This window comes from Cupriavidus sp. H18C2 (genome assembly GCF_049393795.1).
In the GTDB taxonomy this organism is placed as follows: Bacteria; Pseudomonadota; Gammaproteobacteria; order Burkholderiales; family Burkholderiaceae; genus Cupriavidus; species Cupriavidus pauculus_C.
This window is the reverse complement of sequence record NZ_CP186011.1, coordinates 110,370-133,806: the sequence shown is the minus strand read 5'-3', so window position 1 is coordinate 133,806 and position 23,437 is coordinate 110,370. Positions and strand designations below refer to the sequence as shown.

At 69.2% G+C, this 23,437-nt stretch carries 19 protein-coding genes; 10 read left to right on the top strand and 9 right to left on the bottom strand.

What is annotated here, in order from left to right; all coding sequences use genetic code 11:
• Positions 1-9: 9 nt before the first annotated feature.
• Positions 10-729, bottom strand: coding sequence for a DUF3047 domain-containing protein (locus EPAKOI_RS17260; RefSeq protein ID WP_313839237.1), 720 nt, complete (start codon positions 727-729; stop codon positions 10-12).
• A 194-nt stretch (positions 730-923) separates the two neighbouring features.
• Between EPAKOI_RS17260 and EPAKOI_RS17255 the strand changes: the two genes are divergently transcribed.
• The 3 genes from EPAKOI_RS17255 (at position 924) to EPAKOI_RS17245 (ending at position 4,414) form a co-directional block, all read left to right on the top strand.
• On the top strand, positions 924-1,817 hold the full coding sequence (locus tag EPAKOI_RS17255; protein ID WP_423194101.1) for a polysaccharide deacetylase family protein: 894 nt from the start codon (positions 924-926) through the stop codon (positions 1,815-1,817).
• A 106-nt stretch (positions 1,818-1,923) separates the two neighbouring features.
• Positions 1,924-4,032, top strand: coding sequence for an elongation factor G (fusA, locus tag EPAKOI_RS17250; protein WP_124685886.1), 2,109 nt, complete (start codon positions 1,924-1,926; stop codon positions 4,030-4,032).
• Between the two features lie 130 nt (positions 4,033-4,162).
• On the top strand, positions 4,163-4,414 hold the full coding sequence (locus EPAKOI_RS17245; RefSeq protein ID WP_124685885.1) for a GlsB/YeaQ/YmgE family stress response membrane protein: 252 nt from the start codon (positions 4,163-4,165) through the stop codon (positions 4,412-4,414).
• Here the strand turns inward: EPAKOI_RS17245 and EPAKOI_RS17240 are convergent.
• The 3 genes from EPAKOI_RS17240 to argG all read right to left on the bottom strand — a co-directional run bounded on the left by EPAKOI_RS17240 (position 4,379) and on the right by argG (position 10,347).
• Positions 4,379-7,534, bottom strand: coding sequence for a transglycosylase domain-containing protein (locus EPAKOI_RS17240; RefSeq protein ID WP_423194100.1), 3,156 nt, complete (start codon positions 7,532-7,534; stop codon positions 4,379-4,381). The genes EPAKOI_RS17245 and EPAKOI_RS17240 overlap by 36 nt on opposite strands.
• 301 nt (positions 7,535-7,835) lie before the next feature.
• A complete protein-coding gene (locus EPAKOI_RS17235; protein ID WP_124685883.1) occupies positions 7,836-8,861 on the bottom strand; it encodes an aldo/keto reductase in 1,026 nt (341 codons plus the stop codon).
• Between the two features lie 160 nt (positions 8,862-9,021).
• Positions 9,022-10,347 carry an argininosuccinate synthase gene (argG, locus tag EPAKOI_RS17230; protein WP_423194099.1) on the bottom strand — a complete coding sequence of 442 codons (1,326 nt, stop codon included), beginning with the start codon at positions 10,345-10,347 and terminating at the stop codon, positions 9,022-9,024.
• A gap of 267 nt (positions 10,348-10,614) precedes the next feature.
• Between argG and EPAKOI_RS17225 the strand changes: the two genes are divergently transcribed.
• From EPAKOI_RS17225 to EPAKOI_RS17215, 3 genes are all read left to right on the top strand, one after another.
• Positions 10,615-11,040 (top strand): VOC family protein, encoded by a 426-nt coding sequence (locus tag EPAKOI_RS17225; RefSeq protein ID WP_124685881.1) that lies wholly within the window; start codon positions 10,615-10,617, stop codon positions 11,038-11,040.
• 70 nt (positions 11,041-11,110) lie between these two features.
• Entirely contained in the window at positions 11,111-11,314 is a 204-nt protein-coding gene (locus EPAKOI_RS17220) for a SlyX family protein (RefSeq protein ID WP_313839250.1), read from the top strand.
• A gap of 93 nt (positions 11,315-11,407) precedes the next feature.
• A complete protein-coding gene (locus tag EPAKOI_RS17215) occupies positions 11,408-11,992 on the top strand; it encodes a DUF1439 domain-containing protein (RefSeq protein WP_423194098.1) in 585 nt (194 codons plus the stop codon).
• Here EPAKOI_RS17215 and EPAKOI_RS17210 read toward each other — a convergent pair.
• Positions 11,967-12,839: an NAD-dependent protein deacetylase gene (locus tag EPAKOI_RS17210; RefSeq protein ID WP_423194097.1), complete on the bottom strand. Its 873-nt coding sequence runs from the start codon at positions 12,837-12,839 to the stop codon at positions 11,967-11,969. The genes EPAKOI_RS17215 and EPAKOI_RS17210 overlap by 26 nt on opposite strands.
• The gene (locus EPAKOI_RS17205) at positions 12,836-13,033 is read right to left on the bottom strand and encodes an oxidoreductase-like domain-containing protein (protein WP_253700164.1); all 198 of its coding nucleotides are present in this window, start codon (positions 13,031-13,033) and stop codon (positions 12,836-12,838) included. The genes EPAKOI_RS17210 and EPAKOI_RS17205 overlap by 4 nt, the downstream gene beginning before the upstream one ends.
• A 217-nt stretch (positions 13,034-13,250) precedes the next feature.
• Between EPAKOI_RS17205 and EPAKOI_RS17200 the strand changes: the two genes are divergently transcribed.
• Together EPAKOI_RS17200 and EPAKOI_RS17195 are read left to right on the top strand one after the other, a co-directional pair.
• Positions 13,251-15,596 (top strand): patatin-like phospholipase family protein, encoded by a 2,346-nt coding sequence (locus EPAKOI_RS17200; protein WP_423194096.1) that lies wholly within the window; start codon positions 13,251-13,253, stop codon positions 15,594-15,596.
• Positions 15,597-15,822: 226 nt separating this feature from the next.
• Positions 15,823-16,671, top strand: a complete 849-nt coding sequence (locus EPAKOI_RS17195) for an IclR family transcriptional regulator domain-containing protein (protein ID WP_124685877.1) — start codon at positions 15,823-15,825, stop codon at positions 16,669-16,671.
• 28 nt (positions 16,672-16,699) lie between these two features.
• Here EPAKOI_RS17195 and EPAKOI_RS17190 read toward each other — a convergent pair whose 3' ends face one another.
• From EPAKOI_RS17190 to EPAKOI_RS17180, 3 genes are all read right to left on the bottom strand, one after another.
• Complete coding sequence (locus EPAKOI_RS17190) at positions 16,700-17,497, bottom strand: flagellar brake protein (protein ID WP_124685876.1); 798 nt, start codon at positions 17,495-17,497, stop codon at positions 16,700-16,702.
• A 362-nt stretch (positions 17,498-17,859) separates the two neighbouring features.
• A complete protein-coding gene (locus EPAKOI_RS17185; protein ID WP_423194095.1) occupies positions 17,860-18,396 on the bottom strand; it encodes a methylated-DNA--[protein]-cysteine S-methyltransferase in 537 nt (178 codons plus the stop codon).
• Positions 18,393-19,925: an AlkA N-terminal domain-containing protein gene (locus tag EPAKOI_RS17180; RefSeq protein WP_423194094.1), complete on the bottom strand. Its 1,533-nt coding sequence runs from the start codon at positions 19,923-19,925 to the stop codon at positions 18,393-18,395. Before EPAKOI_RS17180 ends, EPAKOI_RS17185 begins: the two co-directional genes overlap by 4 nt.
• A 211-nt stretch (positions 19,926-20,136) precedes the next feature.
• Between EPAKOI_RS17180 and EPAKOI_RS17175 the strand changes: the two genes are divergently transcribed.
• Together EPAKOI_RS17175 and EPAKOI_RS17170 are read left to right on the top strand one after the other, a co-directional pair.
• Positions 20,137-22,998, top strand: a complete 2,862-nt coding sequence (locus EPAKOI_RS17175) for a M16 family metallopeptidase (RefSeq protein WP_423194093.1) — start codon at positions 20,137-20,139, stop codon at positions 22,996-22,998.
• A 57-nt stretch (positions 22,999-23,055) separates the two neighbouring features.
• On the top strand, positions 23,056-23,427 hold the full coding sequence (locus tag EPAKOI_RS17170) for a PHA-granule associated protein 4 (protein WP_124685872.1): 372 nt from the start codon (positions 23,056-23,058) through the stop codon (positions 23,425-23,427).
• Positions 23,428-23,437 lie beyond the last annotated feature (10 nt).

Sequence of the window (23,437 nt, the reverse complement as noted above, 5' to 3'; positions counted from 1 at the left end):
GGCGCTCGCCTACCGGGCGGACTTGAACGCGATGTCGCCGTACCACGCCCGGGCGGTGGTGCCGGTGTTGTCGGTATCGGTCATCACGCCGTAGCCGGTGAGCTTGCCCGGCGCCTCGCGGAACACCTTCTGGAAATCGCTGACGACGTTGCGGCGCAGGGTCTGCCACTTGCCGGGCTCGTTGCCGACGACGATCATCTGCACGCGGCTGGTGTGGGGGTTCGGGATGACCGTGCCCACCGGCGCGCTGTTGGTCCAGATGTACATCAGCGTGGCGTACGGCAGCTTTTCGCCGGCCGCGCTGGCCGCCAGCGCCTCGGCGCGCTCGCCGATCGACAGGTTGCTGCTGCGGCCGTCGAAGAAGAACACCAGCCGGGCCGGTGCGTCCTCCTTGTCGCCCACCTTGTTGTCGGCGCCGGGAATCGGCGCCGCCACCTTCCAGCGCCATTCCACCACCGGCGTCTTAGACAGGTCGACGTCGCCCTCGTGGACCAGCCCCGAGGCGGCGCTGCTGGCATCGGCCTGCAGCACCGTGGTACCTTTCTGCGCCACCAGCGCGTAGCGGGTGGGTGTCTTGCCCGAGACGACCGGCCGGTTCTGCCAGCCGCCGGGCAGGGCGTCGCCAGGCTTGGCGGCCGAGAACACGACGCCGGGATCGTCGGCATGCGCCGGCAGCGCGGCGCAGGTGAGCAGCACGGACAATGCGATGGGTTTGAGCGGACGGAGCATGGAAACCGCCTTCCTGTCGAATAAGCGTTCAGAGTTCGGAAATGTCCCACCATTCTAGGTAGCCGGCCGGCGCCACGCCGTGAGCCGTTGGCTGAATGCGTGATCGGACGCGCGCTGACAACTACCCCACGTACCGACAACGACGGGCCGGCCGATGGTCATGCCGCCCGCACCGCCCCAATCAACGAATTGCCGTGAACGTCACTTCCACCGGGCAGCGCCCGCGCCGCCGTCTTACCGCCCTCACCTGCCTCCCCGCCCTGGCCGCCGCGCTGGCGCTGGCCGGCTGCGCGCTGGGGCCCGTCACGCCGCTGGCGCCCGACACGGCGGCCCGGCTGCCACCCGTGCGGTTCCTGCTGACGTTCGACGATGGCCCGGACACCGGCCCGTACGGCGGCACGCCGCTGATCCTGCGCCAGTTGGCCGACAACCCGCTGGCGCCGGGCATCAAGGCCATCTTCTTCGTCCAGACCGAACACCCGCGCCGGGGCGGCGGCCCGGAAGGCCGCGCGCAGATGCGCGAGACCTGCGCGCAGGGGCAGCTGATGGCCGTGCATAGCGGCATGAAAGCCGGCCATGTCCCGCACACGCGGCTGGCGCCGGACGTCCTGGCCGCGTCGCTGCGCCGGGGGCAGGGTGACATCGCCGCCCAGTGCGGCCAGGCGCTGGCGGTGGTGCGGCCGCCCAACTGGGCGTACAGCCCCGCCACCCAGGCCGTGTACGCCCAGGTGGGGCTGGGCATGCTGATGGCCGACGCCAACGCGCGCGACGGCAAGTTCTACGGCTGGACCATCAGCCTGCGCCGACGCCCGCACATGCGCCACGAACTCGAACAGGTGGGCCGGGCGATGGCCGCGCACCGGCTGCCGGCCGTGGACGGCGTGACGCCCGTGATCGTCGCCTTCCACGATCCCAACGGCTTCACGGCGTCGCGCATGACCGAATACCTGCGGATCCTGGTGGAGACCGCGCGCGACAATGGCTTGCCTCTGGCCGACCCGCCGTTCTATACCGATACACAGGCGGCCGGCCGCGCGGCGCTGGCCCGGGCCGCCGCCGGCGTCTACGCGCGCGACCACTGGCCCTGATCCGGGCGGGCGGGCCGCCATGCCTTGTGCGGCGCGGGGAAATACGCGCAATTCGTGAAAGTGCTACGCTTATCGGCCCGTGGTGCCCTTGACAGGAGAAAACACCGTGCCCCGCAAGACCCCCATCGAGCGCTATCGCAACATTGGCATCAGCGCCCATATCGACGCCGGCAAGACCACCACCACCGAGCGCATCCTGTTCTACACCGGCGTGAACCACAAGCTGGGCGAGGTGCACGACGGCGCGGCCACCATGGACTGGATGGAGCAGGAGCAGGAACGCGGCATCACCATCACGTCGGCCGCCACCACGGCGTTCTGGAAGGGGATGGCCAACAACTACCCCGAGCACCGCATCAACATCATCGACACGCCGGGCCACGTCGACTTCACGATCGAGGTGGAACGCTCGATGCGCGTGCTCGACGGCGCCTGCATGGTCTACGACGCCGTGGGCGGCGTGCAGCCGCAGTCCGAGACGGTCTGGCGCCAGGCCAACAAGTACAAGGTGCCGCGCATCGCGTTCGTCAACAAGATGGACCGCGTGGGCGCGGACTTCCTGCGCGTGCGCGACCAGATCCAGAGCCGCCTGAAGGGAAATCCGATCCCGATCCAGATCCCGGTGGGCGCCGAGGACAACTTCCTGGGCGTGGTGGACCTGGTCAAGATGCAGGCGATCGTCTGGGACGACGCCAGCCAGGGCGTGCATTTCGAGTACACCGACATTCCGGCCGACCTGCGGGACCTGGCCCAGGAATGGCACGACAAGATGATCGAGGCCGCGGCCGAGGCCAGCGAGGAGCTGCTTGAGAAATACCTGAGCGGCGAGACCCTGAGCGAGGACGAGATCAAGGCCGCGCTGCGCAAGCGCACCGTGGCCGGCGAGATCGTGCCGATGCTCTGCGGCAGCGCGTTCAAGAACAAGGGCGTGCAGGCGATGCTGGACGCCGTGATCGACTACCTGCCGTCGCCGGTGGACGTGCCCGCCATCCTGGGCCACACCGAGGACGACAAGGAAGCCGAGCGCCATCCGAGCGACGACGAGCCGTTCTCGGCGCTGGCGTTCAAGATCATGACCGACCCGTTCGTCGGCCAGCTGATCTTCTTTCGCGTCTACTCGGGCGTGGTCAATTCGGGCGACACGGTCTACAACCCGGTCAAGGCCAAGCGCGAGCGGCTGGGCCGCATCCTGCAGATGCACGCCAACGTGCGCAACGAGATCAAGGAAGTGCGCGCCGGCGACATCGCCGCCGCCGTGGGCCTGAAAGAGGCCACCACGGGCGACACGCTGTGCGACCCCGACAAGGTCATCATCCTGGAACGGATGACGTTCCCGGAGCCGGTGATCTCGCAGGCCGTGGAGCCGAAGACCAAGGCCGACCAGGAAAAGATGGGCATCGCGCTGAACCGCCTGGCGCAGGAGGACCCGTCGTTCCGCGTGGCGACCGACGAGGAATCGGGCCAGACCATCATCTCGGGCATGGGCGAGCTGCACCTGGAGATCCTGGTGGACCGCATGAAGCGCGAGTTCGGCGTGGAGGCATCGGTCGGCAAGCCGCAGGTGGCCTACCGCGAGACGATCAAGTCGGCGGCCAAGGACGTGGAAGGCAAGTTCGTCAAGCAGTCGGGCGGGCGCGGCCAGTACGGCCACGTGGTGCTGAACCTGGAGCCGCTGCAGCAGGGCGGCGGCTACGAATTTGTCGATGCCATCAAGGGCGGCGTGGTGCCGCGCGAGTTCATCCCGGCCGTGGACAAGGGCATCCGCGAGACGCTGGAGTCCGGCGTGCTGGCCGGCTACCCGGTGGTGGACGTCAAGGCCACGCTGGTGTTCGGGTCGTACCACGACGTGGACTCGAACGAGAACGCGTTCCGCATGGCCGGGTCGATGGCGTTCAAGGAAGGCATGCGCCGCGCCAAGCCGGTGCTGCTGGAGCCGATGATGGCCGTCGAGGTGGAGACGCCCGAGGAGTTCACCGGCAACGTGATGGGCGACCTGTCGTCGCGGCGCGGCATCGTGCACGGCATGGAGGACATCTCGGGCGGCGGCGGCAAGATCGTGCGCGCCGAGGTGCCGCTGGCGACGATGTTCGGCTATTCCACGTCGCTGCGGTCGCTCACGCAGGGCCGGGCCACCTTCACGATGGAGTTCAAGCACTACGCGGAGGCCCCGGCCAATGTCGCCGAGGCCGTGATCACGTCGCGCAAGGCAGGCTGACCGGCCCGGCGCACGCGGGCGGCGCGGCAGACCGGTTACGCCGCGCCGCGCCGATTCGCGCGCCAGTCACATGACGGTGGCACGATGTGCCGCGGTCCTCTTCGCAGTTTCACCACGGAAGGAGCGCATCATGATGGCATTTATCGGTACGGTGTTCGTTGGCCTGATCGTCGGCTTGCTGGCGCGGGCCATCAAGCCCGGCGACGACAAGATGGGCTGGATCATGACGATCCTCCTGGGCGTGCTGGGCGCGCTGCTGGCCGGCTACGTCGGCCGCGCGATGGGCTTCTACCAGCCCGGCGAGGCGGTCGGCTGGATCGCGTCGATCCTGGGCGCGATGGTCCTGCTATTTATCTACGACGCCGTTCGGCGCAAACGCTAGGTTGCCGTCCGCCGCGCCGCCCGCGCGGCCGTCCAGCGCCGGGCTGCCGTCGGGCAGTTGCAGCGTGGTCATCGTCGGGGCGGCCTGGGTGTCGCGGCAGCGCAGCAGCGTGGCGTCGTTGCTGCCCGGCGCGGCCATGGCCGAAATCTGCGGCGCCAGCGACCGCAGCACCCGCACCGCTAGCGCGCTGGTGAACACATAGCGCGCGGCATACGGCTCGCGCACGTGCACGGTCACGGTGCCGAAGTAGCGCTCGCCAATCACGAAGACGAAGGTTGCGGACCGGTTCACCGCCCGCGACGAAATCACCCGGCCGCCCGGCCCGTAGGTCTGGAAGCGCTGGTCGCCCGTGCCCGTCTTGCCTCCCACCGCCAGCGGCGCGCCCTGCGGCTGGCCCTTGCGGTTCACCGGCACGAACGCCCCGTTGATCGACTTGGCCGTGCCGGCCTGCACCACGTCGAGCATCGACCGCCGCACCAGCGTGGCAATAATCTCGGGCGCAATCAGCGGCTTGCCCGGCTGCGGCCGCAGCCCGTAAGTGGTGGCGTACGGCGTCTGGCCGGCAAACGCCAGCGTGCGCACCGCCGCCGGCTGGGCGTCCACGCCGTTGCCGAGGATGATGCCGGCCAGCTCGGCCAGCGCCGCCGGGCGGTCGCCGGACGCGCCCACGGCCGTCGCATACGACGGCGTCAGCGATTCGAACGGGTAGCCCAGCCGGTGCCAGCGCATGGCGATCTTCTCGAACGCCTCGCGCTCCAGCAGCGTGCGGATGCGGGCGTCCTGCCCGAGCTTGCTGCGCGTCTTGAACAGCCAGGCATAGACGGTCTGCCGGTCCGGCTCGCTCGCGTCGAGGATTTCCTTGAGCGTGGCGTCCGGATGCTTGCCCAGGTACTCCATCATCCACAGTTCCAGCGGGTGGATACGCGACAGGTAGCCGCGGTCGTTCAGGTTGAACTTGTCGTGGCCGTACTTGACGAAGAGCGCCTGCAGGTCTTCCTCCGACGGCTGGAACTTCTTCGGCAGCCGCTCGCGCAGCGTCCGGGCGAAGGTGTCGTAATCGGTATCGGGCCGCACGCTGAGCAGCGTCACCGACAGCCGCACGGCCGCCAGGCGCGGCGTGGGCAGCTTCACGCGGTCCAGCAGCACCTTGAGCCGCTCGTCGTTGGTCTTGCCGCGATACCGCTGCCAGAACGCCGTCATGAACGACGAGCCTTCCTCGTCGGCAAACTGCTCCAGGTAGGCACGCCGGCGCGGCGAGTCGCGGTCTTCGAACAGCGTGGCGGCGTCGGGGTGTTCCTGCCAGACCTGGTAGCGCACGATGTCGCGCATCATGCGGATGAAGACCAGGTTGACCGAGTGCTGGAAGGCCACCCGCACCGTCATCTGGCGCTCGCCCTCCCATTTCTCGAAATTCGTGAATGCCTGCATGCCGCCGCCCGTGAAGAACGCCTCGCCGGCGTTGCCCGAGTACTTGCGCTCCATCGCCGCTTCCAGCACGGCCTGGCGCGAGCGTTCGGCGGGCGTCTTCGCCTTGATCAGATAGTCCACCGTCCAGCGCGTCAGCGCGTCCTGGCGCGGCACGTCGATGGCCTTCAGCTCGGCCACGCTCATGCCGCGGTAGCGTTCGGCGATCTCGTCGATGACTTCCAGGTACGTGACCAGCGTGCGCAGCTTGGCCGTCGAGCCCAGGTTCAGGCGCGCCCCGCTGTTGATGTCGAACGGCTGGTCGACGTTGTCGGCCTGCACGCGCACCACGCTGGCATTGCCCACGCGCTCGAACAGCGTCAGGCTGGCCACGAGCTTCGACGGGTCGTCGCCGTCGCGCAGCAGGTTCTTGCCGTACAGGCCCATCTGCCGGGCGTCGTCCTTGTTGCGGATGCGCTGCAGCGTCTGCGTCACCAGCCGCTGCGCCTCGCGGTTGATGGTGCTGTCGACGGTCAGGTCCAGCCGGTCCAGGTCGTAGCGGCTTTCCACGCCCAGCATGTGCTGCACGTCGTTGCGCACCTGGTTCACGGCCTTGCGCGTGACCCACGGCTCGGGCGCGGGCCGCTGCGGCGGCGCCGCCTTGTCCAGCGACTGTTCCAGCGCCGCGTCGCGCAGCTCGGCCGTGATGACGTTCGACGCGGCCAGCAGGCGCAGGTAGCTGCCGGTCAGGGCGTCCAGGTTGGTGTCGTCGCGGCGCAGGTGGTACGACGGCCGGCGCTGCGAGATGATCAGCGACAGCGCGCGCTTGTACGCCTGGGCGGCGCGCGGCGACGGCCGGCGCGGATCCATCTCGCGCAGCAACTGGTTGACCTCCGCGAAATCCTCGCCGTACCAGACGAACATGGCGTCGCCCAGGCCCTCGATCTCGCCGTGGCCGGCGCGCGCCGACATCGGCACCGTGTTGACGTAGTCCACCACGATGTTCTCGCGCGCGCGCTGCGTGTCCGGGCCGTCGCGGTAGGCGCGCAGTGAAGCGGAGGTCATCTGCCGCAGCTTGTCGGCGATCGACTGCGTCTTGCCCTCGGGCGAATGGCGGTATTTCTCGATCTGCGTGGCCAGCGTGCTGCCGCCCGGCGCGCCGTGGCCGCGATCCACCAGCCGGATGCCCTGGTCCATCACCGCGCGCGAGAACCGGCGCCAGTCCAGCGCCGGGTTCATCATCGGGTATTCGGGATTGAGCAGGTTCTGGTTCTCGACGAACAACAGCGACGAGACCAGCACCTTGGGAATGGCGTCGAAGTTGTCGTACTGCCGCTGCGGATAGCGGTCGAGGGACATCGTCAGCGCGTTGCAGTCGCGGATCACCAGCCCGGCCTGCGTCTTCTCGCGGTACGGCGGAAAGATGCCCTGGTCCATCAGCCGCACCATGTCATACGACATGCGCGACTGCGCGGTGGTGACATAGCCCTGCCGCAGCAGCCGCTCGCCGAATTCGCCCAGCCTCTCGTAACCGAGCCGCAGGTCGTAGGGGCCGGAATGGGGATAGCGGATGCTGTCGCTCGGCCCGGGCAGAATTTCGTACGTCAACGACTTGCCCAGCCGGCTCATGTAGCGAGCCTGCCATTGGGAGGTACGCGCCTCGTGCGTGACGAGGCTCACGACAATGTACGCGCCGCCGCATACGGCGACCGCCATCCCAGCGAGGATCCAGCCACGACGTGACACGATTCGCATCCGGTTGCGCCGGGCCTGCCGTTTCGGCAGGCATCGCCGGCTCAAAGCCTGCGCCTGACGGCCCTCATCCAAAGGCCATCGCGTGCTTTTATATTACGCGGATCGGCTGGGGAATGTGCGACGGAAGTGGGTCCGCGCACGTATTCAAACGGCCCTGCGTGCGAGCCGCGCAACAGGCAGCTTGGGCATCACTCCCCGCTGTATTTCCAGTGGGGAAAGCCCGGCTGCCGTTGTCATTCCTACCTGTGGCAGGCGCCCGGAATCAGGCGGCGCTCACCGGCCGGCCGCCGAACGGGTAGTTCGGATCGTTGTAGCCGTGCGTCGATGCATGACCGCGCGGCACCAGCGCATCGACCATCGCCTCTTCCTGCGCCGAGACGGCGGCACCGACTGCACCAAAATAGTCCTCGAACTGCGCCAGCGTGCGCGGGCCGGCGATCACCGAGCTGATGATCGGATTGGCCAGCACCCAGGCGGTGGCAAACTGGCCCGGCGTCAGGCCGCGGCTTTCGGCATGGGCCTTCAGCTTCTGGGCGATGACCAGCGACTCCTCGCGGAACTCGGTCTCCATCATGCGCTTGTCGGCGCGGCCGGCGCGGGAGTCGGCCTGCGGCGCCTGGCCGGGCAGGTACTTGCCAGTCAGCACGCCGCGCGCGATGGGGCTGTAGGGCACCACGCCCAGGCCGAAATGCTGGCACGCGGGCAGGATTTCCACTTCGGGCATGCGGTTCAGCAGGTTGTAGTACGGCTGGCAGGCCACCGGGCGGGGCACGCCCAGCCTGTCGCACAGCGCCGCGATCTCGGCGATGCGCCAGCCGCGGAAATTCGACACGGCCCAGTAGCGGATCTTGCCGGCCCGGATCAGGTCACCCATCGCGCGCACCGGCTCTTCCAGGTTGGCGCCGGCAAAGTCGCGGTGCAGGTACAGCACGTCGACGTAGTCGGTCGCCAGCCGGCGCAGGCTGTCTTCCACCTCGCGCATGATCCAGCTACGGGAATAGTTCTGCTGGTTCGGGCCGCTGCCCATGGCGTTGCCGAGCTTCGTCGCCAGCACCCAGTCGTGCCGGCTTGCCTGCAGCAGCCGGCCGACCATCGATTCGGACGCGCCCTTGGTGTACACGTCCGCCGTGTCGATGAAATTCACGCCGTGGTCGCGGGCGCTGGCCACGATGCGGGCCGCCTCGGCCTCATCGGTCTGGTCGCCGAACATCATCGTGCCAAGGCACAGGGTGGATACGTTCAGGTTGCTGGCGCCCAGGCGGCGGTATTGCATGGCGAAATCTGGCATGGCGGTGGTTCCCCGATTGACGAAGCCGAAGCAGGAATGGAAAGGCCGGCGCGGCGGCCGGCATCGCGCATTGTGCCCCGTTGCGGCGCGGCGTGCAGGGCGTAAAAAAAAACCGGCACGCGCGAAGCGTGCCGGTTTTTCGTGCCATGGCCCCCGGGGCTCAGTCTTCGAGCTTCGGCAGCGCGGCGCTGGTCTGCGCGGAGAGCAGGCCGGTCTTGGCGTAGGTCTGCAGCTTCTCGCGGGTGTCGACGATGTCCAGCGTGCGCATCGTGAGCTGGCCGATCCGGTCCAGCGGCGTGAACATCGACTCCCCCTTCTCCATCGTCAGCCGCTCGGGCTTGTATGTCAGGTTCGGCGACTTGGTGTTCAGGATCGAGTAGTCATTGCCGCGGCGCAGTTCGATGGTCACCTCGCCGGTCACGGCGCCGGCCACCCAGCGCTGGGCGGTCTCGCGCAGCATGATGGCCTGCGGGTCGAACCAGCGGCCCTGGTACAGCAGGCGGCCCAGGCGGCGGCCGTTGTCGCGGTACTGCTCGATGGTGTCCTCGTTGTGGATGCCGGTAATCAGGCGCTCGTAGGCGATGAACAGCAGCGCCAGGCCCGGGGCCTCGTAGATGCCGCGGCTCTTGGCCTCGATGATGCGGTTCTCGATCTGGTCGCTCATGCCCAGGCCGTGGCGGCCGCCGATGGCGTTGGCTTCCATGAACAGGTCCACGGCGTTGGCGAACGTCTTGCCGTTCAGCGCCACGGGCTGGCCTTCCTCGAAGCGCACGGTCACTTCCTCGCGCTTCACTTCCACGTCGTCGCGCCAGAATTGCACGCCCATGATCGGCTGGACGATGCGGATACCCGAATCCAGGTGCTCCAGGTCCTTCGCCTCGTGGGTGGCGCCCAGCATGTTCGAATCGGTCGAGTACGCCTTTTCGGCCGACATCTTGTAGTCATGGCCGTTCTGGCGCATGAACTCGGACATTTCCGCCCGGCCGCCCAGTTCGTCGATGAACTGCTGGTCCAGCCACGGCTTGTAGATCTGCAGGCCCGGGTTGGTCAGCAGGCCGTAGCGGTAGAAGCGCTCGATGTCGTTGCCCTTGAACGTGCTGCCGTCGCCCCAGATGTTGACGCCGTCTTCCTTCATGGCGGCCACCAGCATCGTGCCGGTCACGGCGCGGCCGATCGGCGTGGTGTTGAAGTACGTCACGCCGGCCGTGGAGATATGGAACGCACCGCACTGCAGCGCGGCGATGCCCTCGGCCACGAGCTGGGCGCGGCAGTCCACCAGGCGGGCTTCCTCGGCGCCGTAGGCCTTGGCGCGGCGCGGGATGTCGTCGTAGTCCGGCTCGTCCGGCTGGCCCAGGTTGGCGGTGTAGGCGTAGGGAATGGCGCCCTTCTGGCGCATCCAGAGGAGCGCGGCGCTGGTGTCGAGTCCGCCCGAGAAGGCGATTCCGACGCGCTGGCCGGAAGGAATGTGCTGCAGGATGGTAGTCATCGCCAGGAAACCAGGTGAATGTGTCGGCTCTTGGGGCGCCCCCGCGTGCCCGGGGCATGCGGCGAGCCGGTCCGGCGCCCGAAACTCGTAACCGTGAATTGTGACATGGCACGGCCCCGGCGCCAAACCCGGGCCCGCCGAAAATATATGTGGACATGGCCAGGGCCGTCGACTAGGCTATTGTGGACGGCGTACACAAGACGCCGCGCAGGCACACTGCCCGCCGCCCGATCCCGGCCGCGGGCTCCCATCCCAAGGAGAGTTTCGATGGCATCGAAGATCGAGTCGTACCTGTTTTTCGACGGCCGCGCCGAAGAGGCGGCCGAGTTCTACAAGACCGCGCTGGGCGCGGAGGTGCAGGGCCTGATCCGCTTCAAGGATGCGCCGCCCGAAGCCGGCGAAGGCTGCACGCCACGCCCCGAGAACGCCGAGAAAGTGATGCATATGGCGCTCAAGATCGGTGACACGATCGTCATGGGCTCCGACGGCGAGTGCAAGGGCCAGACCGATTTCAAGGGCTTCTCGCTGGCCTACAACGCCGCCGACAGCGCCGAGGTCGACCGCACGATGCAGGCGCTGGCCGCCGGCGGCAAGATCGTGATGCCGGCCGACCGCACGTTCTTCAGCGAGCGCTTCGGCATGGTCACCGACAAGTTCGGCATCACGTGGATGGTGCTGGTCTACAAGCCGTAAGCGGCCGGGGCACCGGCCCCGCCCGGTTGGCCGCATCCCGTACAATGCGCGGCCAACCGGAGAATCGCCCATGGAATCCCGCCTGACCGATCTCGAAGTCAAGGTCGCCTTTCAGGAGGACCTGATCGAGACGCTGAACCTGACCGTCGCGCGCCAGCAGCAGCAGATCGACCTGCTGCAGGCCCAGTTCCGCGTGCTGTACCAGCAGGTGCGCGCCGCCGCGCCAACCGCGTCCGAAAGCCACCCGCAGCACGAGATCCCGCCGCATTACTGATACGCCGGCATCACATTCCGGAACGTTCGCGGCCGGGGCCGGGTCACACCGGCTATCCCCACTCCGGATTCGTCCCGTTCGCCCCCGATGCCCGTGACCCCGCCCCGCCTCCGCACCCGACGCACCCGACACACCCGCCATGCCCTGGCCGCCGCGCTGGCGTTCGCCGCCATCGGCGCGGCCCATGCCGGCTATAACGTCTGGACCGGCGAGTACACGTTCAGCAAGGCCGAGCTCCAGCGCGCCGTGGACCAGCGCTTTCCCACCACGCTGCGCTATGGCGAACTGGTCAGCGTGCAGCTTTCGCATCCCCGGCTGGTGCTGGATGGCGCGACCAACCGCGTGACCACGCAGATGGATGCGGCGGTGACCAACACGATCCTGCCCTCCCCGCCCGTCAACGGCACGATGTCGCTCAACAGCGGCGTGAAGTACGACGCCACGCAGCGCGCCGTGCTGCTCGACAACCCGACCGTGCAGGACGTGCAGGTCCAGGGCATGAGCCAGTACACGCAGCAGCTCAAGGCCATCGGCGCCGTGGTGGCCGAGCAGTTGCTGAAGGATTACCCGCTGCACACGTTCAAGCCCGAGGAACTGCGCTTCAACGGCCGCGAGGTGCAGCCCGGCGCCATCACCGTGACGCCGGACGGCATCAGCGTGAAGCTGGACCTGAAGTAGCGGCTTCCCCGGCGGCATCGAGCCCGAGCGACCTGGCCAGCGCCGCCAGCGTCGGTCCGATGGGCGCCGACAGCTTCAGCGCCAGCAGCGGGTCGGCGCGCGTAGTGCCCAGGTTGAGCGCCGCGATCGGCACGCCGCGCTCGGCGGCCCACAGGCAGAACCGGTAGCCCGAAAACACCGTCAGCGACGACCCGATGACCAGCATCGCGTCGGCCGCGCCCAGCGCCGCCCGGCCGGCATCCACGCGCTCGCGCGGCACCGATTCGCCAAAGAACACCACGTCGGGCTTGAGCACGCCGCCGCAGCGCTCGCAGTCGGGCACGGCAAAGTCGTCGAACAGCGGCGATTCGAGGTGCGCGTCGCCATCGGCCGCCGGCAGCGCCGACACATCGCGGAAGGCCGGATTCATGCGCCAGAGCCGCCGCTGGATCTCGGCGCGCGGATAGCGCGTGGCGCACGACAGGCAGATCACGTGGCCGATGCTGCCATGCAGCTCGATCACGTCGCGGCTGCCGGCGCGCTGGTGCAGGCCGTCGACATTCTGCGTCACCAGCCCCGCCACCCGCCCCGCATCCCCCAGCCTCGCCACCACCCGGTGGCTGACGTTCGGCTGCGCGGCATCGGCCACGGGCCAGCCCACCATGCTGCGCGCCCAGTAGCGCTGGCGCGCGGCCGGGCCGCTCAGGAACGCGGTGATCGTCATCGGCGCGGACCGCTGCCAGCGGCCCTGCTCGTCACGGTAGCCAGGGATGCCCGAATCGGTGCTGATACCGGCGCCGGTCAGCACGAACAGCCGCGGATGCTGGCCGACAAAGCCGGCCAGCGCGTCGGCCGCGCCATCGCTCACGGGTCCACCTTCACGCGCCCGGCCTGGCGGGCTTCCCACGCCTTCAGCTCCTGGCGATAGCGGTCCATCTCGTCGTTGTAGAAATCGAACACGCACGGATCGCAGCCGCTCTGGCAGCACTCGTTGTCGCCGGGGCGGTCGGGCGGCAACGGCTTGGGGTCATCGGGCAACGGGAACGATTCGGCGGCGGACACGGCAATGCGAGGCAGGAAGACAGGACCGCGCCAGTATATGCCGCCCGCCGTTTCGGGATCGACGACCGCGATCAGGGTCTTTGGTCCAATGCCGGCGGCGGCAATCCCTGATATGCAGGAAACCGTACCGGTATTGAATTGTTTCGGGGTGCCGTCCCGCCCTGGGGGCTTGCTGATAGTGTGGGCGCCACGCCGGTCCGGCGGACTGCCTCTTGCCATGGTCACTGCCACGCGCGTCATTTCCGCATTGCATCGATCCGCCACGGCGCTGGCGGGCGTGCTGGCCTGCGCGGTCGCGATAGCCGCGCCGCCCGAAGCCGAGCCGGGCCGCCGGCTGCTGCCCCCGCCAGACCCGGCGCCCACCGCGCCGCCCGTGCTGCAGCCGGCCGATCCGCGCACCCCCATCGCCCCGCGCACGCTGCCGCCCCACCCCGAGGGCCGGCCCCGCATCTGCCTGGTCCTGTCCGGCGGCGGGGCGCGCGGCGCGGCCCATATCGGCGTGCTCAAGGTGCTGGAAGAACTGCGCGTGCCGGTGGACTGCATCGCCGGGACCAGCATGGGCTCGCTGGTGGGCGGCGCCTATGCCACCGGCATGAGCACGCCGGCCATGGAACAGCTCGTGGCCGGCCTGACCACCGACGCCCTGTTCAAGGAACGCCCGCCCCGGCAGGACCTGGCGATCCGGCGCAAGATCGAGGACCACACCAACCTCGTCACGCCCGAGATCGGCGTGCGCAGCGACGGCCTGCTGCTGCCCAAGGGCGTGGTCTCGGGCGTGCAGCTGGAAACGGTGCTGCGGCAACTGGCCAACGCGCCGGGCTACCGCGACTTCGACCTGCTGCCGATTCCGTACCGCGCCGTGGCCACCGACCTCGTGGCCGGCACGCCGGTGGTCTTCAGCGAGGGCGAGCTGGCCAACGTGATGCGCGCCAGCATGTCGGTGCCGGGCGCCGTCGCGCCCACCGAGTACCAGGGCAAGCTGCTGGTCGACGGGGGCCTGACCGACAACCTGCCCGTCGACGTGGCGCGCGCGATGGGCGCCGACGTCGTCATCGCGGTAAACCTGGGCACGCCGCTGATGAAGCGCGAGGAGCTGACGTCGCTGATCGGCGTGACCGGCCAGATGCTCAACATCCTGACCGAGCAGAACGTGCGGACATCGCTGGCGTCGCTGAAGCCCACCGACATCCTGATCGAGCCCGCGCTCGGCGATTTCTCGGCCGGCGACTTCAACCGCCTGCCCAAGACCATCCCGATCGGCGAGGCCGCCGCGCGCCGCGTGGCCGACCGGCTGTCCGCGCTGGCGCTGCCGCCGGACCAGTACGAGACCCTGCGCACGGCCCAGCGCGCGCTGCCGCCGCCAGACCCGCGGCCCGTCGACGAGATCCGCTTCGCGCCGCTGGACCGCGTGAACCCGGCCTTCGCCGCCGCCACGATGGAAACCCGGCCTGGCGAGCCGATCACCCAGGCCACGCTGGACCGCGACATGCGGCGCCTGTTCGGCACGGGCGACTTCGAGCACGTCAACTACCGCTTCCTGGAAGAGCCCGGCAAGCGCGTGCTGGGCGTGGATGCCATCGAAAAGACCTACGGGCCCGACTACCTGCGCTTCGGGCTCGGCCTCAGTTCGGACTTTCGCGGCAACGCCTACTTCAACCTGCTGGCCAGCTACCGCCGCACCTGGCTGAACGCGCTGGGCGCCGAATGGCGCAACGACGTGCAGGCGGGGCAGACGTCGAGCCTGGTCAGCGAGTTCTACCAGCCGCTGGACACGCGCCAGCTATTCTTCGTGGCGCCGCGCATCGAGCTGGAACGCCGGCCCGTCAACGTGTTCAGCGGCAACAACAAGATCGCCGAGTACGACCTGCGGCGCACCGATTTCGCCTTCGACGTGGGCAGCCAGTTCACCAAGTACGGCGAGGCGCGGCTGGGCGTGGTGATCGGACACCAGAACGTGTCGCTGTCCACGGGCCCCGCCACGCTGTCGCCCACGACCGGCGGCGACGTGGATCGCCGCGCCATCGCGGGCCGGCTGCTGTTCGACCAGCTCGACAGCATCAACTTCCCGCGCTTCGGCTACGGCGGCACGCTGAACGTGTTCTCGTCGCAGGCCGCGATGGGTGCCACCGATACCTACACCAAGGGCGAGATCACGGCCACCGGCGCCTATTCGTTCGGCCGCCATACGCTCAGCATGGGCGTGCGCGCCGGCAGCAACCTGGGCGGCCCGGGCCTGCCGCGCTACGACCTGTTCCAGTGGGGCGGCTTCCTGCAGCAGTCGGGCTTCAGCACCGGGCAACTGATCGGCGGCAACCTGCAGTTCGCGCGGCTGGTGTACTACAACAAGCTCGTCAAGCAGACGCTGCTGGAAGGCGTCTACGCCGGGGCGTCGCTGGAAGCCGGGCGCGTCGGCGCGCCGCTGGTGGCGGGCAGCCCCACCGGGCTGCTGAAATCGGCGTCGGCGTTCCTGGGCGTGGACAGCCCCATCGGCCCGCTCTACCTGGCCTACGGCCGCGCGTCGGGCGGCCGCTATGCGTTCTACCTGTTCCTCGGCAAACCCTAGGCATCAGCCATGTGAAGGGTACGAGACCCCACGTCGGGTGGATGGGCGCAGTTGTGCCGATCCCTATACTTGAGGGTGCCGGCCGGCTTTCCATTTCTGGCCGGCACCCCCTTTGCCCAGTCGCCGTACACCGGCGACATTTTTTTGTCCGAAGTGCGGCAATCCCCGGGCCGGGACGGTAAGATGCGCGATTATCGAACACCGCATCGCCCCCTCGCCCCCTGCCATGGACGCCCCCCATCCCATCCACCTCAAGCCCGCCCAGGCCGACACCGTCCGCGCCGCGCATCCGCCGGCCGACATCCTGAACAGCTTTGCCGGGGACCCGAACTTCATGCTGTCGCTGGCGCGCGGCCTGACGGTGCTGGAGGCGTTCTCCGAGCGCAAGCGTCCGCTGACGATCTCGCAGGTGGCGCAGCGCACGCAGCTATCGCGCGCGTCGGTGCGGCGCTGCCTCTATACGCTGGAACAGCTCGGCTACGTGAGCCAGCAGGACGGCCACTTTGCGCTGCGGCCGCGCGTGCTGCACCTGGGGCACGCCTACTTCTCGTCGACGGCGCTGGTATCGTCGGCCCAGCCGATACTGGACACGCTGAGCGCCCGCGTGCACGAGACCTCGGCGCTGGCCATTCTCGACGGCATCGACATCCTGTACCTCGTGCGTTCCGAAGTGCAGCGCGTGCTGACCCACGCGCTGGGCATGGGCAGCCGACTGCCGGCCTATTGCACGTCCACCGGCCGGCTGCTGCTGGCCCACCAGCCCGATGCGGTGCTGGAGGCGTTCTTCGAGCACGCCGAACTGCGGCCGCGCACGCTGCTGACCAAGGTGTCGCGGCCCGAGCTGGAAGCGGCGTTCCAGCGCGCGCGGGAGCTGGACTACGTGCTGATCGACGAGGAACTGGAGCCCGGCCTGCGCGCCATCGCCGTGCCGGTACGGTCGCAGACGGGCATGGTGGTGGCCGCCATCAGCGTGAGCGTGAAGGCCAACAAGGTGTCGGAAGGCGAAATGGTGGCGCGGCTGCTGACCCCGATGCGCGAGGCCGCCGCCGCAATCGGCAAGCTGGTAGGAAGTTGAAGCAGGCAGGGGGCCCGGCCCCCTTGCCTTAGCCGCGGTGGGCCAGTTCCAGCTGGAACACCAGCCGCTGCAGGAAGTTTTCCATGCGGCCATCCGGATTCAGGAAGGCGCAGCCGTAGTGGTGGACGGTGTTGTCGTCGAAGCCCACCAGCCAGTGCCCCACCACCTGCATGTCCAGCTCCAGCCGGCCCAGCTCGGCAAAATCGAGCCGGCATTTCTTGATGACCGTGCCCACGGGCAGCTGGTCCGCCCCCACCGCACGCGACCGCAGGCCGACGCCCGACAGCGACAAGTCGGCGATATCGAGCTGCAGCGTGCTCTTGCTGGCCGCCTCCGGCAACTGCACCTCGCAGCGGTAGCCCTTGGTCAGCAGCGTGCGCGCCCGGAAATGGCGGCGGCGCTGGAAGTGATAGAGCTTTTCCGGAAAGTCGGCGATGAACGCCGGGCCGCCCTCGAAGCGCGTGGCGCCCGGGGTGCCCACCACGAAGTTGACCGGCACCCCGCGCAGCAGCCCGGAAAACGCGTTCTGGTCGGAGCCCATCAGCGCCTGGCGCTCGCCGTCGGCGCGGCACCAGTCGAAGATAAAGGTCTTGTTGGCCGGATCGACGTGGAGAATCGACGTCACGATCTCCGAGCCGCCGCGCGACCGCACGTTCAGCAGGCATTTCTGCCATGCCATGTCGCGCAGCACGGTGCCGATCTGGGAGCTGTGGGTCAGCCGGTAGCGCTCGTCCGATTGCGCCGAGCCCCGCTCGTCGTCGGGCTCGCCCTCCATCGGAGAGAAGGATTGGCCAGCCTGCGGCCCGCGGGGATCTTGGAGACTCATGGAATACGCTACGTCGAATAGTGGTTGCGCCGCAGCCCGCGTGGCGGGCGACGCATGGGTTCTGTCAGCGCGCGGCGCGCCAGCGCCGCATGGTAAGCGCGCCCCTACTGCGGCGCAAGCATATGCCATGGCCTTCGGCAAAATACGACGCAACTTTAGGAACCGACTTCGGTGGGGTAGCTTCCGCTACGCTTTCGGCGCGGTGCGGCGGCCAGGCTGGGCGCGGGTTTGCGGGCGATTTCGCTGCGGCGCACCAGGATCGGGCGCCGGGAGTTGTTTCATCGGGCCGGCCAGCCGGCGGGGAGCCGGCGTACCCGTTTCTGCGGAAGCAGCGCGGGCCGGAAGCGCCCGGCCCGGCACCTCTAATACAAACCAGGCAGCCGGACGGCCGCGGCCCGGGCGGCCACCAGCGGCAGCACGCCTTCCAGATCCAGCAGCGCCCGCTTGCGATCGACGCCGCCCGCGTAGCCGGTCAGCGCCCCCGAGGCGCCCAGGATGCGGTGGCACGGCACGATGACCGACAGCGGATTGCGCCCCACCGCGCCGCCCACCGCCCGCGAATGGCTCGGTGGCAGCCCGATGCCGGCCGCCAGTTGCCCGTACGTCGACGTTTCGCCAAATCCCACGTCGCGCAACGCCTGCCAGATCCGCTGCTGGAACGGGCTGCCGGCAAAGCGCAGCGGCACCGTGAACGCCTGCAGGCTGCCGTCGAAGTAGGCCCGCAGTTCGGCGGCGGCCAGCGCCAGCGTGCGCGCATCGGCGCGGCTGTCCACGGCGGCCACGCGCGCCTGCGCCGGAAAGTATTTCTGCCCGGCAAAGAACACGCCGGTCAACTGGCCGTCCTGGGCCCGCAGCAGGATGTCGCCCAGCGGGCTGTCGATGATCTGATAGCTGTTCATGCTGTCTCTTCCTCGTTTTCGGAATGACTTTCGGAGTGGCTTTCCGGCTCGCCCGGCGCCGCCTTGGCGGCCTCGTAGCGATGCCAGAGGTGGATCGCCGCATAGGCCCGCCAGGGCGCCCACTGCGACGTCGCCGCGTGCATCGCGCGCACCGTGCTCACGCCCAGCACCTTGCGCAGCGCGTAGTCGGTGGCGGGGAACGCATCGGGCCAGCCCAGCGCGCGCATGGCCACGTACTGGGCCGTCCAGTCGCCGATGCCGTCGATGGCACGTAGCTGCGCCACGGTATCGTCGGGCGCCGCGTGCGGGTCCAGCCGGATCTCGCCGGCGGCCACCTGCCGCGCCAGCGCACGAATGCTGCGCACCTTGCCCAGCGGCACGCCGGCCGCCTGGTAATCGGCATCGGGCAGCGCGGCCAGCGCGTGGGCGTCCGGGAAGACGTGGCTCAGCGGCGCGTGCCCGGCCGGCTGCGCCAGCCCGGCCAGCGCGGCATCGGGCAGCGGCGTGCCGGCGATGCGGACCAGCCGGGCCAGGATGCGCCGGGCCTGCACCACCGAAATCACCTGGCCGATGATGGCCCGCACCGCGATCTCCAGCCCGTCGAACGTGCCCGGCAGCCGCATGCCGGGCGTCTGCGCGGCCAGCTCGCCCAGGTGGGCATCGACGATATCAGGCCGGCAACCGAGGTCGCACAGCCGCCGCACCTTGCCCAATGCCTGCGGAATGACATGCGCCAGCGTGGCGGCCAACGTCACGCGCACCACCGACCGCCGCGGCACGTGTTCCAGCCGCACCCATCCCAGATGGCGATGGCCGCCGGCCTCGACCGCGATGGTCCGGACATGCGCGCCGCCGTGCACCACGTCCACGCCATCGACCGCCCGCACGGCCAGGAATCCCAGCATTTCGGCCCACGCCAGCGGCGGCCGGTAGCCCAGCTCGAACACCAGCCGGTCGGCCATGCCATCCGCCGCGCGGCGCCGCATCGCCAGCGGCGTCAGCCCGTATCGTTCCTTGAGCACGTCATGAAAGCGCCGCACGCTGCCAAAGCCGGCGGCCAGCGCCACCTGCGTCACGGGCAGGCCCGTGTCCGTCAGCAGGCGCTTGGCCAGCAGCAGCTTCTGGGTTTGCGCGTATTCGTGGACGGACACGCCGAATGCGGTATCGAACAGCCGCCGCAGGTGGCGCTCGGTCACGCCGATGCGCGCGGCCAACTGCGCCACGCCGGCGCCGGTCATGAATCCTTCGTCGATTAGCGTGGCCGCCGCCTGCGCGAGCCGGCCGGAGATGTCGGCCAGCCCATGGCCGGGCGCCAGTTCGGGCCGGCAGCGCAGGCAGGGCCGGAAGCCGTGCTTCTCGGCGGCGGCCGCCGATTCGTAGAACGTGCAGTTCTCGCGCTTGGGCGTGCGCACCGCGCAGACCGGCCGGCAATACACGCCGGTGGACGACACGCCCACGAAGAAGCGTCCGTCGAAACGGCGGTCGTGCGAGGCCACGGCCTTGTAGCAGGTGTCGGGATCGAGTTCCATGGCCTGCATCCTACGCCTTTGCCGCCGATCGAATACGCTGAAATCGGACATGCGCCTGCGCGCCAATTGTATGAATGCTGACGCACTTCGGCACCGATTCTGAAAGTGCGCTGGCCAGCGTTGCATGGCGCCCGCGTGCGGCTAGAATCTGCTCACCCGCGCCGCCCGATGACCCATCGTGCCGCGCGTGCCGCCTCAACCCGGAGTCCGCATGAAGCGTCGTCGTTCCGCCGCCGGCATGGCCAGCCTGGCCGCCGCCCTTGCCACCACTTTCGGCCTGGTGGCGCCCGCCGCGCAGGCGGCGCGCACCGGCCCGACCGCCGCGCCGCCGTCCGCGGCGGCGGCGCGTGCGGTGCGCGTCACCAAGGTCGAGGGCATCACCGAGTACCGGCTGCCCAACGGCCTGCGCGTGCTGCTGGCACCCGACGACGCGCAGCCCACCACCACGGTCAACATGACCTACCTGGTCGGCAGCCGCCATGAAAACTATGGCGAAACCGGCATGGCGCACCTGCTCGAACACCTGCTGTTCAAGGGCACGCCATCGCTGCCGGGCAAGACGATTCCGACAGAACTGGCGCGCCGGGGCATGCAGTACAACGGCACCACGAACCAGGATCGCACCAACTTCTTCCAGACCTTCGCGGCCAGCGAGGACAACCTGGACTGGGCCCTGCGCATGGAAGCCGACCGCATGGTCAACAGCTTCGTCGCGCGCAAGGACCTGGACAGCGAGATGACCGTGGTGCGCAACGAGATGGAGATTGGCGAGAACAATCCCATGCGCATGCTGCAGCAGCAGATGTACGCGGCGGCCTACCGCTGGCACAACTACGGCAAGGCGATCATCGGCGCGCGCAGCGACGTGGAGCGCGTGGGCATCGACAACCTGCAGGCGTTCTACCGCCGCTACTACCAGCCGGACAACGCCGTGCTGGTGGTGACCGGCCAGTTCGATCCGGCCCGCACGCTGGCGCGCATCGAGCAGGCGTTCGGGCCGATCCCGCGCCCGACGCGCGTGCTGCCGGCCGAGTACACCGTGGAACCGCCGCAGGAGGGCGCCCGCGAGCTGCTGCTGACGCGCCCGGGCGACAGCAGCATCGTCGCCGCGATGTATCACGTGGCGCCGGGCGCCCACCCGGACACGACGGCGCTTGACTTGCTGGCCGTCATCCTGGCCGACACGCCGGGCGGGCGGCTCGAACACGCGCTGGTCGACACGCGCAAGGCGGCGTGGCAGGGGTCGTTCTTCACGTCGATGAAGGACCCCGGCGTGATCCAGTTTGCGGCGGGCACCAGCAAGGACCGCCCGCTCGGCCCGGTGCGCGACGCGCTGCTGGCCACCGTGGAAGGCGTGGCGGCGCAGCCGATCACCGAGCCGGAACTGGAACGCGCCCGCGTGCGGCTGCGCAACGCCTACGAGAAGACGCTCAACGATCCGGCCGCCTATGGCGTGGCGCTGTCCGGGGCCATCGCCAAGGGCGACTGGCGCCTGTTCTTCATCAACCGCGACCGGGTGGAAACCACCACGCTGGCCGACGTGCAGCGCGTGGCCGAGAACTACCTGCGCCCGGCCAACCGCACCGTGGGCGAGTTCGTGCCGGGCGACAAGCCCCAGCTCGCCAGCATTCCCGCCAGCCCGGACGTGGCCGCGCTGACGCAGTACTACACGGGCAAGCCGCCCGCCCAGGCCGTGGCGCCGTTCGACCCGAGCCCCGCCAACATCGACGCCCACACCGTGCGCCAGACGCTGCCCAACGGCATGCAACTGGCGCTGCTGCCCAAGCCCACGCGCGGCGGGGCGGTCAACGGCACGCTGATCCTGCGCTTTGGCAACGTCCAGGCGCTGCAGGGCAAGAGTTCGGTCGGATCGCTGACGGCGGCCATGCTGGACCGGGGCGCCGGCGCGTTCGGGCGGCAGCAGATCGCCGACCGGATCGAGGCGCTGAAGGCCAACGTGTCGATTTCCGGCAGTGACGAACGGCTGACGGTTCGCTTCGAAACCCGCCGCGAGCACCTGCCCGACCTGCTGGCCCTGCTGCGTACCGTGCTGCGGATGCCGACCTTCCCGGCGAACGAGCTGGAAACGCTGCGCGCCACCAGCATTGCGGGCATCGAGAGCCAGCGCAAGCAGCCGGGCGCGCTCGCCCCGAACGCGCTGGGGCGCCACGGCAATCCGTATCCGCCCGGCGATCCGCGCTACACGCCCACCTTCGACGAAAGCGTGGCCGCGCTCAGGAGCGTGTCGGTGGACAGCTTGCGCGACTTCCATGCCCGCTTCTACGGCACCGAGCACGCGCAACTGGCCATCGTCGGCGATTTCGATGCCGCGGACGCGGTCCGGCAGTCCGACTACCTGTTCGGCGACTGGCGTGCGGCGGTGCCGTTCGAGCGCGTGGACCGACCGTTCGTGGCCATTCCGGCCACCGAATTCACGCTCGATACGCCGGGCAAGGCCAACGCCGTCTACGTGGCGGCGCAGCCCATCGATCTGGTCAGCGATTCGCCCGACTACCCGCTGATGCTGATCGCGAGCCGCGTGTTTGGCGGCACGGGCATGCGCAGCCGGCTGGCCGACCGGCTGCGGCAGGTCGACGGCATCAGCTACGGCTCGTCCAGCTCGCTGACCATCGGCGCGCTGGACCGCGCCGGCCGCTTCGGGCTGTGGGCCGCCTACGCGCCGCAGAACCTGCCCCGGCTGCGCAAGGCCGTCAACGAGGAACTGGCGCGGTTTGTCCGCGATGGCATCACGGCCAGCGAACTGTCGGAGGCGGCCAGCGGCCTGTTGCAGGCCGGCATGGTGAGCCGCACCCGCGACGGCGCGCTGGCGGGCGCCCTGGCCAACCAGGCGTACCTGGGCCGGACCATGGCCCATACGGCCGCCATCGAGGAAGCCATTCGCACGGCGACGCCCGACGCCGTCAATGCCGCCATCCGGCGCTATCTGGGCCCGGCCACGCTGACGCAGGCGTTCGCGGGCGATTTCGGCGGGGCGGGGGGCGTACCGGCCGCGACGGGGGCCGATGGCGGCGGCCAGGCGGCGGTGGCTCCGGCCGACGCAGGCAAGCCTTGAGGCAATGGGTCGATCACTGTATATTCATACAGTGTTTTGTTGAGACTTGAGGTGTGGATGTCAATCGTGCGAGCTGGCAGCAAGGCGGAGGCGCTCAGGCTTCTGACCTCGGAGCAGGCGCTGGCGCTTGAGCTGGACTACGAGACCGGATGGCAGGACGCCATCGAGCTCGGCCGGCTCGGCGAGAAGCGGGGCATCAAAGTGCAATATCGCGGACAGGAGAGTGTTGCCGTGCGGTCCCGCGAAGCATTGCTGGAGGGGCTGGGCAAACCCAAGACGACGTTCCGGCAGCGGAACCTGTATTGCCAGTTCGACCTGGGCTCGCTGGCCGACCGCGAGCTGCTGGACCTGGAGGCCAAGGCGACGCGGCTGGGCGACTACATCCTCGCCGGTCATCTGCTGCGCGAGGTCGACACCATCTGGGCATAAAGGTCGGCCA

Bases quoted from the DNA above. Each gene is read 5' to 3' on its own strand.
- EPAKOI_RS17260 (WP_313839237.1), bottom strand. From the start codon at position 729: ATGCTCCGTCCGCTCAAACCCATCGCATTGTCCGTGCTGCTCACCTGC.
- EPAKOI_RS17245 (WP_124685885.1), top strand. From the start codon at position 4,163: ATGATGGCATTTATCGGTACGGTGTTCGTTGGCCTGATCGTCGGCTTG.
- EPAKOI_RS17240 (WP_423194100.1), bottom strand. From the start codon at position 7,534: ATGGCGGTCGCCGTATGCGGCGGCGCGTACATTGTCGTGAGCCTCGTC.
- EPAKOI_RS17235 (WP_124685883.1), bottom strand. From the start codon at position 8,861: ATGCCAGATTTCGCCATGCAATACCGCCGCCTGGGCGCCAGCAACCTG.
- argG (WP_423194099.1), bottom strand. From the start codon at position 10,347: ATGACTACCATCCTGCAGCACATTCCTTCCGGCCAGCGCGTCGGAATC.
- EPAKOI_RS17225 (WP_124685881.1), top strand. From the start codon at position 10,615: ATGGCATCGAAGATCGAGTCGTACCTGTTTTTCGACGGCCGCGCCGAA.
- EPAKOI_RS17220 (WP_313839250.1), top strand. From the start codon at position 11,111: ATGGAATCCCGCCTGACCGATCTCGAAGTCAAGGTCGCCTTTCAGGAG.
- EPAKOI_RS17200 (WP_423194096.1), top strand. From the start codon at position 13,251: ATGGTCACTGCCACGCGCGTCATTTCCGCATTGCATCGATCCGCCACG.
- EPAKOI_RS17195 (WP_124685877.1), top strand. From the start codon at position 15,823: ATGGACGCCCCCCATCCCATCCACCTCAAGCCCGCCCAGGCCGACACC.
- EPAKOI_RS17190 (WP_124685876.1), bottom strand. From the start codon at position 17,497: ATGAGTCTCCAAGATCCCCGCGGGCCGCAGGCTGGCCAATCCTTCTCT.
- EPAKOI_RS17185 (WP_423194095.1), bottom strand. From the start codon at position 18,396: ATGAACAGCTATCAGATCATCGACAGCCCGCTGGGCGACATCCTGCTG.
- EPAKOI_RS17180 (WP_423194094.1), bottom strand. From the start codon at position 19,925: ATGGAACTCGATCCCGACACCTGCTACAAGGCCGTGGCCTCGCACGAC.
- EPAKOI_RS17175 (WP_423194093.1), top strand. From the start codon at position 20,137: ATGAAGCGTCGTCGTTCCGCCGCCGGCATGGCCAGCCTGGCCGCCGCC.
- EPAKOI_RS17170 (WP_124685872.1), top strand. From the start codon at position 23,056: ATGTCAATCGTGCGAGCTGGCAGCAAGGCGGAGGCGCTCAGGCTTCTG.